We start from the raw sequence: 12,155 nt of genomic DNA, 5'->3' as shown, positions 1-12,155 counted from the left end.
GCAGCTGCGGATTAAAGGACTGTGATTACATCTTCAGCTGCTAGGCGAGATTTAGGTAAACCGTAGTTGTAATCACCTTCTGCAAGGCGATAGCCCATAGCTAGTGCAACATCACAAACGTAACCATCAAGCTCGTCTTTAAATACTTCACCAATTAACTTGGAGTCCACGCCTTCCATCGGTGTGGAATCAATACCGAGTCGTGCGAGAGTGTGTAATGTGTTGCCTAGTGCAATATAGGTTTGCGCTTTGGTCCAATCACCATTAAAGCCATTTTCATCTGTATTGGCTTCTGCGAAACCGTAGGCGCCATTGAGCATTGCGTCATATCTGTCTGCAGGTAAGTGCCCAGATGTAACTTCTACATCAACCACTTTCTTGTATTCATCTTTACTATAGTGCGGGTTATAAGCGAACAGTACAGTGTGTGATGCTTCTTTAGCATGCGGTTGGTTGAACTGGTGCATATTGGCAAAAGTATCATGGAAACGCTGCTTTGCTTCATCGCTTTCAATCACAATAAACTTCCAAGGTTGCGAGTTGATTGACGATGCAGATAGACGAATAGCTTCTTTGATGACATCCATATCCGCAGGGGAAATACGCTTGGTTGCGTCGTATTTTTTCGCAGTGTAACGCGTGTTTAGATCGGCGATGATTTGATGAGACATGGTGCTCTCCAGCGTTTTATTTGTACTAATAGAGTGACGGCTGTTTGAGTTATTAGCTTCAACCGTGTTGTTGGCAGCAAGAATAAAGGGAATGATAGAAAGGAAAAATAGCGGTTTGCTCCAATCATTATGGTAATAATTACCCATAATAGAGTGTGCACTTAATCATGTTTAGTGGTGAGTTGGCTTGTAATGGCGACGGTATTCTTGAATTAAGAGCACGCTTTTTCATTGACTGAACGCTATCTAACCACGGATGACGAGTAAAAATAGTGGTAAGAAGATAAAAATTAGGTGTTATTGATTCTTCTATTGTTATTAATATCAATAGAGTGGTGCATCATGACGAGAAAAACGGCATTATGGTGATAACTTCATTTTCAATCGTTTATTTACCCGAGGCGCAAAATGTTTTGTCATTTCCATCCATCTCCTTTAGGTAAGATTCGTTTACTAGCAAATGAACATGGCTTGACGGGGCTAACACTTGCGTCACAGCGTGAAGATGACGATATCGATCCTGATTGGCTATTAACACAAGAACCATTTACTGAATGTTGTTACCAGCTTGACGCTTATTTCTCTGGGACATTGACGCGTTTTACCGTACCTCTTGCCCCTGAAGGCACTGAGTTTCAAAAGCAGGTGTGGCGAGCACTTCGAAGTATTCCTTATGGCGAAACCTGCTCGTATAAGACTATAGCGGATGCGATTAACAACCCTAAAGCCGTGAGAGCTGTCGGTGCTGCGAATGGCAAGAACCCGATCGCTATTATTGTACCTTGCCATCGTGTTATTGGTTCTAATGGGAAATTAACAGGGTATGCAGGCGGCGTGGATATGAAGGCTTACCTATTAAAGCTAGAAGGCTCGCTTGTCAGCGACGATTAGGTGCTATGTAGACATTGTTGAAACTGACCTAGATGATCATCTTGTACATAAAACTGATATATCCCTTGCCGTGCTTTCGTTGAGGGATATTGTTGTTTTGGGGGCTTGTTTTCTAATGGCTTCCTGCTGTTTCTTTTGTTTAAGTTACTGGTAATTATGTTTTTTTTATCGTTATTCACTGTTTGATGATGTTGAGGTTGCAGGGAGTTCAAGGGCTCTAATGAAGACCCTAGTAAAGACTTACTTTGCTGTGGTGACAGCTCGAAATGCCCTTCATCTTGAAACATTAAAGATGTGATTTTATCAAAAGCTTGTTGGTAATTATCACTGCCTAACACCACAAGCCCACCTATTTGATGCTCTTTATTCAGTGGTTGCCAATAGGTTGTGAATACAGCAACAGGTTTATGCGCGCGTTGATATTGAATATTTTCGTATTGGGCTGATGTGTGCTTATTAAGGGGTATTTTGCGTTTTATAGCGACATAACGGCTCTGGCTATTTTTAGTGTACACCATGGCTAGTTGAATAATGGGTTCAAATTCTTGTTGCTGATTTTTCGCTAGATGGAAAAAGTCGAGGCGGCATTGATGGGCATCAATCGTGATTTTACTCGTCGGTAGTACGCCAGCTTGAGCGCCATAGCCGTAAATCGCCACGACGCTGACAGCATAGATGCCAGCGCGTTTTATGTATTTGATGACGACAAACAGAATGAACCACATAAGTGCCACCATTGCGTGAATGAATATTGACAGTGTATGTGGCAGTACGATTTTCCAGTGTATCAGCTGTTAGACAAATCTTACTTTCGGTTAACTCGCGTTATATATTTTTGCTTTTACCATGGTGCGATACTGTGCAGGAGTCATTGCGAAGGCTTGTTTAAATCGGGTCGAAAAATGGTACGCATCTTTATAACCCACTTGCTCGGCGACGTCTTGAATGCTCATTCCAAAATCCCGCAATAACTCTTGTGCCGCTTCCATCCGTATTTGTTGTAAGTACTGATGAGGGGCTTCACCGACTTGATCTTTAAATTTGCGACTAAAGGTTCGCAAGGGAAGTTCACAGGCATCTGCTACTTGCTGCGTGGTGATCACTTGCGATAAATGACGCTTCATCCAATCTTGTGCAAACGCAATAGACTCATCAAACTGTACCTCGCCACCAATTTGGTAAAATGGCTGCTGCGTTGACTTTGATATCTCATGGCCGTAGTGGGTTTCGATTGTGGTTGCGATTTTCTGACCGTATTGTTGCGCAATCAAAAACAAAATCATCTCTGTTTGGGAGTTGATACTGCCCGTGCAATAAAGGCCATTGGCGGCAGTAATCGATGCTTTACGGTTGAGTTTTACGTTTGGATAGCGAGCGGTGAATTTGTCGTAGAAGTACCAATGTGTTGTTGCGACTTGATGATCTAATAGTCCTGTTTCAGCCAGCAGCATAACCCCCGTTCCCGTTGCAACCAATTTAGCCCCTTGACGATACTGCTCAATTAACCAAGGTATTAGTGCGGGAGTATGGCTTAGTGCTGACAAGGGGTTTCCCCACATCGGCGGTAAGATGATTACATCGAAAACAGCGGGATCATCGAAGGTGATATCGGGCTCTAACCGCAACCCAGCAGTTAATTTAGGTGAAGTTAAACTCGGGGCAATTAGCTGAATACTAAAGGGATCACTGCGTTGTAGTCGTCTCTCTCGTAAGCTTGCTGCGCTACTGAGCATCTCAGCGGCGAGAGATACACCTGTGATCAGGGCGCGATGATAGAGTACAAATCCGACTTTCATACATATTGGTACTATTTTGGCGTGAATGACAGTGATTTTGGCATAAATGCAGGGTGATAAACCAGTGCAAATTGGTAACCTAGCCGCAAATTATTGTTTTGTAGTAGGCGTCAAATGACAAAGTTACCGCTTATCGTGGGTTTTGGTGGCATTAATGCTGCTGGTCGTAGTTCTGGTTTCCATAGTTATAAGCGTATGGTGTCGGATGTATTATCTGCTGATGTAATGGCATCAACATGGCAAGATCTTGCGTGTCGAATGGGATTAAGCCAAGAAGATAATCTTACCGATGAGCTTATTGAAGCGATTAAAGCGGGCACACTAATCCGCCGTATTGATTCATTTGACCCTGACAATATTTTGCACCAGTACAAAGCGACGATTAACAGTGGTAGCGATACCATGACGTTCACGGTGCGCAAATCAAAGCTGCCAACGAATATTCCAGAAAACTGGTCGCTAGAGCCGCAAGGTAGCAAAGTGAAAATCACAGTCACAGGTGATCTTGCTGCCTTGTTAGAAGATCGTACAAGTTATCCAGTAACCAGTGGTGGCAACATCCCTGCAGGTTTTGATCCGGGTAGTTTATATAATTCACGTTTTCACCCTCGTGGCTTAAAGCTAACGGTTTACGGTGCATCTGATGCACTGAACTCTATGGGTGTTGATTGGCAAGAAATCTTAAAACACATCCAGCCAGACGAAGTCTCTGTTTATGCAGGGAGTGCATTAGGCCAAATTGACGATCAATCACTCTCTGGCATGATCGCTGCGCCCTTGATTGGCAGCCGTGTGAGCTCAAAAATGATGGCGCTTTCTTTTGCAGAAATGCCTGCAGACTTTATCAATGGCTACATGATCAATAGCGTGGGTACAACGGGCACCAATATGGGCGCTTGTGCGACTTTCCTTTATAATCTGCGCCAAGGGATGTACGACATTCAGCACGGTAAAGCGAAGGTTGTCATCGTCGGTAATGCTGAAGCGCCTGTAGTGGCTGAAGTGATGGAAGGCTTCCGTGTGATGGGTGCGCTAGCAGAAGACGAACAAATTAAAGCGCTGGATCAAAGTGAAACCGTGGATAATCGCCGTGCGTGTCGTCCATTTTCAAGCAACGCAGGTTTCACTATGGCTGAGTCATCACAATTTGTGGTGCTGATGGATGATGAACTCGCGCTATCTCTTGGCATGAATATCTATGGCTCTGTCGCTGATGTGTTTGTGAATGCCGATGGAAATAAAAAGTCGATCTCGGCACCGGGCGTGGGTAACTATGTCACGGTAGCAAAAGCGACAGCACTTGCCAAAGCCATTTTGGGCGAGCAAGGCGTGAAACAAACGTATGTACAAGCGCATGGTACAGGGACGCCGCAAAACCGTGTAACAGAAAGTCATATTCTAAACGAAGTAGCGAAGACATTTGATATTGCGCAGTGGCCTGTAACCGCAGTGAAATCTTATCTTGGGCACTCTATGGGCGCGGCAGCTGGCGATCAACTTATTGCATCGCTAGGGGTGTGGCAGTATGGCTGGGTTCCTGGCATTACTTCGATTGATCACATTGCTGAAGATGTGCACCAGTCAAACCTCAATATTCTGACTAATCACCAATTTGCCGGTGAAAAGGGCGAAGACTACAAAGCCGTTATTCTGAATGCAAAAGGCTTTGGCGGAAATAATGCAACGGGCTTAGTACTTTCACCTGCTCAAACTGCGGACATGTTAGTGAAAAAGTATGGAGCCGAGGCTTTTGCTCAATACCAAGCGAAAAACGTGCCTATCAGCCAAGCTGTGGTTCAGCAAGACCAAGCAGCTTGCCACGGGGCAGAAAATATTCGCTATGATTTTGGTGAAAATGTGATGGATGAAAGCTCAATCACTATGACGCCTGAAAGTATGAATTTGTCAGCATTTGGCCAAGCGATCCAATTACCAACTGAGAATCCGTATAGCGATTACGCGTAAGCGCAAAATTGATGTATAAAAGCCATGTTAAGGAGACTTAGCATGGCTTTTTGCTATTTAAAGCCAGTGCGCTAGATTGAGTTGAATGAGGCCGTTATGAAAGGGTAAAGCGAATGGATGAAAAATTGATAGCACAGGGAATGGCAGAGTTAGCTTTGCTTGATGCCGATATTGCGAAGGCATGGCAGGAATATGGAAACCCGCCACCGCGATCGCTAACGCCACATTTTGTTTCGCTGTTGTCGATAGTGGTCAGCCAGCAAATCTCAACTCATGCCGCAAAAGCCATTATGACCCGCGTCACCGCACTGATGCCGACGGTGACCCCTGAGCATTACTTAAGCTTGAGTGAACAAAGTATTCGCGAAGCTGGCTTATCTGCCCGAAAGGTGCTTTATACACGCGGGCTAGCACAAGCAATTTGTGATGGGCAATTAGATATCGAGCAACTTGCCACCTTAGATGATGCGCAAGCGATAACCAAGATCATGGCCTTAAAAGGCTTTGGTCGCTGGAGTGCAGAGATATTTCTGATGTTTGCACTGACACGAACAGACGTGTTTCCAGCGGATGATTTAGCTTTACAAGTGGCATTAGGGCGGCTAAAAGGGCTTGATGAAAAGCCCACAGCAAAAGAGGCACGCACAATAGTTACCGCATGGGCACCATGGAGAACAGTTGGCTCTTTATTTTTATGGCATTACTACCGTGGTGCGCCTGCTTAGTGTTTTACCCTAATGGGTACCTTGCTGATAGCATGATTTGACCATCTTCCAGTCCGCTGATATTTAAGATAGCGGCAAATGAGAATGTAGGTGTTGGGTGAAAGCGATAATAAGTTTGAAGTTTTAATTTTTTATCATCGTCAGAAATAAGGTAAGAACCCACACTTGCGCCAACCTCTGAAACAGGGTTAACCCATGTCGATGCATCGAGACTTAACTCGGTAAAAAAGCGGCCAAAGGTATTTGTTGTTTCTTTGTTCTTTTGCGAATGTATTTTTAAATATCCACGTAGATCCGCAAATTGTGATATCGGCGCATTAAAACCTGCACCCGCTGTTATTAACCAATCATTTTCGAATGCACTTCGTGCTTCTGCAACAATGTGGGCATTTTGATGGATCAGCATTGAACCGCCTAAGCCAAGGCCACCTGGATTTATCGGAACAAGAACCTCTCCGTAATTGTAATTAAAATTATTAGCATGTGCAGTAGCAGGAGCAATAATATAGACGAAGGTTAATAGTAGGGAGGTGACAGCTTTATACATAATTAAATCAAATCTTATTTATTTTTAGATTTGTAGTTTATATGTATCAAGCCAAAAAATCAGCCATTAGTAAGCATTATGCTGCTTCTTAATAGCTGAGACTTTGAGTTTAGGGTTTTTCTGGGGACACTTAACCGAGTGGGTAACGGGCTGATAGTAACATTTGCCCATCATCTAAGCCGCTGAGGTGAAGTTCAACACCAATGGATATAGCGCTAGTGGCATGATAACGATAGAAGAGGTGGAATTTATCGATCTCTTCCTCTTCTGGCATGAAATAGGTGCCAATTGATGCACCAACTTCAGATTGTTGATTTGCCCAAATAGAAAAATCGATGCTGAACTCTGAAAATGTCTCGCCCCAGTCACCTGTTGTTTCATCGTTTTTGCGTGAGTGCGCTTTCAAATATCCGCGTACATCAGCACGATCTGCGATAGGGGCATTAAAACCAACGCCACCAGTGAGCAACCAATCTGAATTAAAAGCCGTTTGTGCGTTGTAAACAACATGGGCGTGTTCGTGGAAAGGAATACTACCTGCTATGCCAATACCACCAGGATCAGTAATTACCTGCGCTTCAACATAATTGTATGAAAAGTTATTAGCATTGGCATGGGGGATCGTAAAAATGGCGAATAAACCAATAGCATACAGTGAACAAGAATTTCGAAAAGAACGCATGAGTAATAACAGATATTGTTTGATTTATAACTATCTGCATTATGACATAGAACATAATATTTCTGGTAGATAATTAAACAGTTTAGAGGCAGTTTTGTGCAGTGGGTGTGAAGCTAATTCGTAAGTTAAAGTGTGAGGTTTCGTGTCATACATGTTGTTTTCTTCTGCTATTGTTCGTGTTAGTAGTAAAACAGCAAGGATAAAAACGTTCTGCTACTATGCTTGCACACTGCAAACTGGTATTGTGCGCAGCCTTTAATGGGAATAATCCATAAATTATCCATCCTAACTCTTTATACGATAGGACATGACCTTGAGCCAGACCGCCTTCTCTACACTTGAACTGAACCCTGCTTTGCTGGAAAACTTATCATCTATGGGTTATGCCGAGATGACGCCAATCCAAGCGCAAAGTCTGCCACATATGTTGGCAGGTAAAGATGTGATTGCGCAGGGGAAAACTGGTTCAGGTAAAACTGCTGCATTCGGTTTAGGTTTACTTTCTAATTTGAATGTTAAGCGTTTTCGCGTGCAAACCTTGGTTTTGTGCCCAACCCGTGAGTTGGCTGACCAAGTTGCTAAAGAAATCCGTAAGTTAGCACGTACTATCCATAATATTAAAGTATTGACACTTTGTGGCGGTATGCCGTTTGGCCCTCAAATTGGCTCATTAGAACACGGTGCTCACATCATTGTAGGTACGCCAGGTCGTGTAGAAGAACACATCCGCAAAGGTTTCTTAAACTTAGCAGAATTAAATACCCTAGTGTTTGATGAAGCTGATCGTATGATGGAGATGGGCTTCCAATCTTCTATTGATGCGATTGTTGATGAAGCGCCACGCGATCGTCAAACCTTGCTATTTAGTGCGACGTATCCAAAGCAAATTAAAGAAATTGCTGATGATATTATGCATGAGCCGGTAATGGTGAAAGTGGAATCAACCCACGACAACAGCAGTATCACGCAGCACTTTTTCAAAGTGGATGATAATGAAAGCCGCATGACGGCATTGCGTCTTCTACTTCAACAGCACCAACCAGAATCAACCGTTGTTTTCTGTAACACCAAGCGTGAAGCGCAAGAAATTGCTGACTCGCTAGATATGTATGGCTTTAGTGCTGTCGCACTTCATGGTGATTTAGAGCAACGTGAGCGAGATCAGACCTTAGTGCGCTTTGCTAATAAGAGTGCTTCTATTTTGGTTGCGACAGACGTAGCGGCACGTGGTCTTGATATTGATTCACTGGATGCTGTGATTAACTATCACATTGCGCGTGATACTGAAGTACACGTTCACCGTGTTGGCCGTACAGGTCGAGCGGGAAGCAAAGGCATTGCTTGTTCACTGTTTAGCGATAAAGAGCACTACAAGGTTGCACTGCTTGAAGATTACCTTGACCGTCCAATTCACGGTGAAGAATTACCGGCTATGGACTTGTTAGACAAGCCAACACGCCGCCCATTAATGACGACACTGCTTATTGATGGTGGTAAAAAACAAAAAGTGCGTGCTGGTGATATTCTTGGTGCGTTAACGGGTGAAAATGGTATCAACGGTTCACAAGTTGGTAAGATTCATTTGTTCGATAACCGCGCTTATGTTGCGGTGCACAGTGATGTTGCCCGCACTGCTTTGCGTAAGCTAGAAAAAGGTAAAATGAAAGGACGTAGCTTCCGCGTACGCCCTATTAACCGCTAATCGAGCGGTAAAACATGATTTAGCCTGTAAATACCTGTCAGGCTAGCGGTGAGTGACAAAGTTCAGAATAAAACCCCAAACACACAGACGTGTATTTGGGGTTTTTTATTAGCTGTTTCTTTCATTATTTGTGCTGTCTATCGATGATTATTAGCTTGGGATAGTCATGACTTTCTCAATTTCTTCAGTTGAGATTGTTTTTACTGCATATTGCTTATGCCAGCCCCCAATGGCACTTTTTATTCGTAGCTGAAGCCCTTTATGAAGAGGGGCTTCGGCTTTTAGTTTTGTCAGTACTGATGGTGGGACTATGACCGTCATTTTTCCATTTGGTTTACTGGTAAGCACTTCGCTTTGCCAGCCATTGGTACGTGATGACGTGGAGTCACCAGACACGACTAAGCGATAAGTCCGGTTTTCCTGCCACAATTGGAAGTTTGAAAGGGTGAAATCAATGGCAAGATCTGAGCCGTCATTTCGTAGGGAAATGTTGGAGAACTCTGGGTTGAGATTCAGGGATGTTGTTGCTGTAGAATCTTTTGGCGTTTCAATTTGATAAGTGGTTTTATACCATAAATGATCAGAGACAAAATCTCGTTCACCATAAAACGGTGTTCCCTCTGTGTTTACCATTATCCCTGAATGTGGGTCGCTCCATTGATAAGTATCATCTTCACCATGAGGGCCTTTGAAGTAGGTGTTTGGGCGAGGGCCAATAATCGATGCGTCGAGTAATTTAAGGTCGCTATGGTTAGCACTATGATAGATGTAATCAATACGGTCGCGATCGTCTAAAGTTCGACCACACTCTTGGCTATAGGAAGCACCTTGTGTCCAACTATCTTTTATATGGAAAGGCCAAGTAATACCGGGATGAGAGACGGGGTTGGGAAAAAGTGCACGGTAAGAATCAATAAGTCCTGCCTCACGGATCATTTTGTGTGTACTGAAATCGTAAATTGTGCCTTTATGATCGAACATATTGGCGGTGTCTGCTGTCCAATCGAGCCCTGACGCCTCATTAAAGTCACCACCAATGAATATAGGGGTGCCATCGGCAATATAGGGGGCAAGTTTGTCGAGCATGTACTGTGTTTGCGCTGGGCGTTTTGATTGCGCGTTCATGGCATCTAATTGAGCGGTATCAGAGATGGGTAAACAGCCAGTATGGGCTTGCCAAGATACGCCGTTTCCACCTCGTGCATCATAGGTGATGTAATGGGTGTAATCGAGATGGTTTGCCCAAACAACCACATCACGTCCATTTACATCAAGTACAGCCCCAATATTGCCACTTTGATCATAGTTAGCTTCGGGTTTATCGTTGAAAACAGATTTTATAGGGTACTTAGATAAAATTCCCGTCGTGGTATGGGAATCATCGCCTTGCCAATAGTACATTCCCAAAGCTTCAGCGAGGCGCGCGCTGATTCCTGATGCTTCTGACAATAATAAAATGTCAGCGTTTGCATATTTAAATTCTTCAATGGCACGGTGAAACGCACTTTTATGATTGAAATTTTGGCTTAAGCTCAGCCAAAGGTTAGCGGTGACAATATTGAGCTTGGTGATTTCTGTTTCTTTGGGCTTAACGTTTGATGAGTCATCATCATTGTTGCAACCCATTAAAGTTGTAACTAAAACCAACCCTGCAAGTGTATGTGTTTTCATCTTTATGCCTATGAGTGAATGAATGTGCCCATAGATTAAGCAAAGAGCATGACATTGTTATCACGTAGCTACCAACAAATAGCAGGGAGACGCATAACGAAAACTTACTGTCCTTTTCATCTAACTGTTACATGAGTAAATGTTCTGGAGTAGTCACTATTATGTGGGGTGGGTGGGGGAGGGATGTAGTTATGAACTGTCTCGTCCTAAAATACGTTGACGATTTTAGTAAGCCAGTAACGCAAGTTGCTGGCTTTTTTCATGCATTTTATTTGGCGTATCCATGCCAAGGCTAAGATGCGGCCTCATTTCGTTATACGTATATATAGACTCTTCAACAAGCGTTTTTAACTCGTTAAGACCTTTGCACTGAGTAAGCAAGAACTCTTGCTTGAGGATACCATTGACCCGCTCAGCTAACGCGTTTTGGTAACAGTCATATCCATCCGTCATTGATGGTATTATGCCATGCTTTTTAAGCTTCTCTTGATAAAGGCTAGAGCAATACTGAAGTCCTCTATCTGAATGATGGATTGTCGCATGACGATAACATCGAGTCTTTAGCGTCATATCTAAAGCCTTCACAACATCACTCGCTTTCATTTCATTACTGACTTCATACCCCATAATTTTACGACTGAAGGCATCGGTAACTAATGATAAGTAGTGAACGCCCTCGCTCGACTGAACATAAGTGATGTCGCTCACCAGAACCTCTTCTGGTTTTGACGGAACGACTTCTTTTAGCAAGTTCGGATGTTTTTTCATCCAGTGCCTGCTGTTCGTTGTTTTGGTGTAACTCCGTTTCGGCTTAACGAGTAAGCGTTCTTCTCTGAGGTAATTAAACAAAGCATCACGACCAAGTTTTATTCCCTTGGCTATCAGCTTAGGTTTCAGTAAGAAATAGAGCTTACGAGTTCCTAGTCGAGGCATGAAGCGTCTTAGTTCCAGTACCATTCCTCTCACAGGAGCAAGCTCAGCCTGACGAGTTGCCTCACGCTTTTCTCTCTGATAGACACATTGACGAGATATATCGAGCAATGAGCAAGCTTTACTTAAGCTTACTTTCCTCTCTTTTTGAAGGCTTCTTGCTCCTTCGCTATATACTTTTTTCTTAGCGACATCCCATGCTCAGCGTCAAGAATATCGACAACTCTGTTGAGAAGAAGACATCTAAGGCGTTCATCTTCGAGCTCTTGTTCAAGTCGTTTTATTTTCTGGGCCGGCGTTTCATTCGCTCTTGGTGACTTTGGCATCGTGTTCTTCCTTGGACAGGTAGTCCAATCCAATTTTCCATGCTTTCTTAACCAAGTAAGAACGGTCGAACGACCTTGTATGCCGTAAATTGATTGGGCTTGTTTATAGGTCATGTCGCCTTTTTCGATGGCGTCTACAACCTGTAATTTAAAGCCTAGTGTGTAATCACGCTGAGTGCGCTTAACGTAGTGTTTATTTGGAATGGTCATCATTAGTCCTCAATGTGTAAACACATTTCAGGACGGGAC

The 12,155-nt window shown here is 43.5% G+C and carries 11 protein-coding genes; 4 read left to right on the top strand and 7 right to left on the bottom strand.

What is annotated here, in order from left to right; genetic code table 11:
* Positions 1 to 11: 11 nt before the first annotated feature.
* Positions 12 to 671, bottom strand: a complete 660-nt coding sequence (locus OCU77_RS21225; protein ID WP_048897673.1) for a nitroreductase family protein — start codon at positions 669 to 671, stop codon at positions 12 to 14.
* A gap of 408 nt (positions 672 to 1,079) precedes the next feature.
* Between OCU77_RS21225 and OCU77_RS21220 the strand changes: the two genes are divergently transcribed.
* On the top strand, positions 1,080 to 1,562 hold the full coding sequence (locus OCU77_RS21220; RefSeq protein ID WP_048897629.1) for a methylated-DNA--[protein]-cysteine S-methyltransferase: 483 nt from the start codon (positions 1,080 to 1,082) through the stop codon (positions 1,560 to 1,562).
* Here the strand turns inward: OCU77_RS21220 and OCU77_RS21215 are convergent.
* Positions 1,559 to 2,287: a hypothetical protein gene (locus OCU77_RS21215; protein WP_048897630.1), complete on the bottom strand. Its 729-nt coding sequence runs from the start codon at positions 2,285 to 2,287 to the stop codon at positions 1,559 to 1,561. The genes OCU77_RS21220 and OCU77_RS21215 overlap by 4 nt on opposite strands.
* 90 nt (positions 2,288 to 2,377) lie before the next feature.
* A complete protein-coding gene (locus OCU77_RS21210) occupies positions 2,378 to 3,358 on the bottom strand; it encodes a GlxA family transcriptional regulator (RefSeq protein ID WP_048897631.1) in 981 nt (326 codons plus the stop codon).
* Between the two features lie 114 nt (positions 3,359 to 3,472).
* Between OCU77_RS21210 and OCU77_RS21205 the strand changes: the two genes are divergently transcribed.
* Together OCU77_RS21205 and OCU77_RS21200 are read left to right on the top strand one after the other, a co-directional pair.
* Positions 3,473 to 5,323, top strand: coding sequence for a beta-ketoacyl synthase (locus tag OCU77_RS21205; RefSeq protein ID WP_048897632.1), 1,851 nt, complete (start codon positions 3,473 to 3,475; stop codon positions 5,321 to 5,323).
* A gap of 113 nt (positions 5,324 to 5,436) precedes the next feature.
* Positions 5,437 to 6,048, top strand: coding sequence for a DNA-3-methyladenine glycosylase family protein (locus OCU77_RS21200; protein ID WP_048897633.1), 612 nt, complete (start codon positions 5,437 to 5,439; stop codon positions 6,046 to 6,048).
* A 4-nt stretch (positions 6,049 to 6,052) separates the two neighbouring features.
* Here OCU77_RS21200 and OCU77_RS21195 read toward each other — a convergent pair whose 3' ends face one another.
* Both OCU77_RS21195 and OCU77_RS21190 read right to left on the bottom strand, forming a co-directional pair.
* Positions 6,053 to 6,595, bottom strand: coding sequence for a hypothetical protein (locus tag OCU77_RS21195; protein ID WP_048897634.1), 543 nt, complete (start codon positions 6,593 to 6,595; stop codon positions 6,053 to 6,055).
* A gap of 130 nt (positions 6,596 to 6,725) precedes the next feature.
* Complete coding sequence (locus OCU77_RS21190) at positions 6,726 to 7,277, bottom strand: hypothetical protein (protein WP_048897635.1); 552 nt, start codon at positions 7,275 to 7,277, stop codon at positions 6,726 to 6,728.
* 313 nt (positions 7,278 to 7,590) lie between these two features.
* On the opposite strand from OCU77_RS21190, the gene dbpA reads away from it, so the two are divergent.
* The gene (gene dbpA, locus OCU77_RS21185) at positions 7,591 to 8,979 is read left to right on the top strand and encodes an ATP-dependent RNA helicase DbpA (RefSeq protein WP_048897674.1); all 1,389 of its coding nucleotides are present in this window, start codon (positions 7,591 to 7,593) and stop codon (positions 8,977 to 8,979) included.
* A 150-nt stretch (positions 8,980 to 9,129) separates the two neighbouring features.
* Here dbpA and OCU77_RS21180 read toward each other — a convergent pair whose 3' ends face one another.
* On the bottom strand, positions 9,130 to 10,650 hold the full coding sequence (locus OCU77_RS21180) for an endonuclease/exonuclease/phosphatase family protein (RefSeq protein ID WP_107302615.1): 1,521 nt from the start codon (positions 10,648 to 10,650) through the stop codon (positions 9,130 to 9,132).
* A 225-nt stretch (positions 10,651 to 10,875) separates the two neighbouring features.
* Positions 10,876 to 12,116 (bottom strand): IS3 family transposase gene (locus tag OCU77_RS21175; RefSeq protein WP_390624771.1). Its coding sequence is split into 2 segments (ribosomal slippage): positions 10,876 to 11,744 and positions 11,744 to 12,116, totalling 1,242 coding nucleotides; the frame shifts between segments, so codons are not numbered across the junction.
* Positions 12,117 to 12,155 lie beyond the last annotated feature (39 nt).

The organism is Photobacterium swingsii, assembly GCF_024346715.1.
Lineage (GTDB): Bacteria > Pseudomonadota > Gammaproteobacteria > Enterobacterales > Vibrionaceae > Photobacterium > Photobacterium swingsii.
The sequence above is the reverse complement of the archived record's forward strand: the minus strand, read 5'-3'. Positions and strand labels throughout refer to the sequence as shown.

Bases quoted from the DNA above. Each gene is read 5' to 3' on its own strand.
- OCU77_RS21225 (WP_048897673.1), bottom strand. From the start codon at position 671: ATGTCTCATCAAATCATCGCCGATCTAAACACGCGTTACACTGCGAAA.
- OCU77_RS21220 (WP_048897629.1), top strand. From the start codon at position 1,080: ATGTTTTGTCATTTCCATCCATCTCCTTTAGGTAAGATTCGTTTACTA.
- OCU77_RS21215 (WP_048897630.1), bottom strand. From the start codon at position 2,287: ATGTGGTTCATTCTGTTTGTCGTCATCAAATACATAAAACGCGCTGGC.
- OCU77_RS21210 (WP_048897631.1), bottom strand. From the start codon at position 3,358: ATGAAAGTCGGATTTGTACTCTATCATCGCGCCCTGATCACAGGTGTA.
- OCU77_RS21205 (WP_048897632.1), top strand. From the start codon at position 3,473: ATGACAAAGTTACCGCTTATCGTGGGTTTTGGTGGCATTAATGCTGCT.
- OCU77_RS21200 (WP_048897633.1), top strand. From the start codon at position 5,437: ATGGATGAAAAATTGATAGCACAGGGAATGGCAGAGTTAGCTTTGCTT.
- OCU77_RS21195 (WP_048897634.1), bottom strand. From the start codon at position 6,595: ATGTATAAAGCTGTCACCTCCCTACTATTAACCTTCGTCTATATTATT.
- OCU77_RS21190 (WP_048897635.1), bottom strand. From the start codon at position 7,277: ATGCGTTCTTTTCGAAATTCTTGTTCACTGTATGCTATTGGTTTATTC.
- OCU77_RS21180 (WP_107302615.1), bottom strand. From the start codon at position 10,650: ATGAAAACACATACACTTGCAGGGTTGGTTTTAGTTACAACTTTAATG.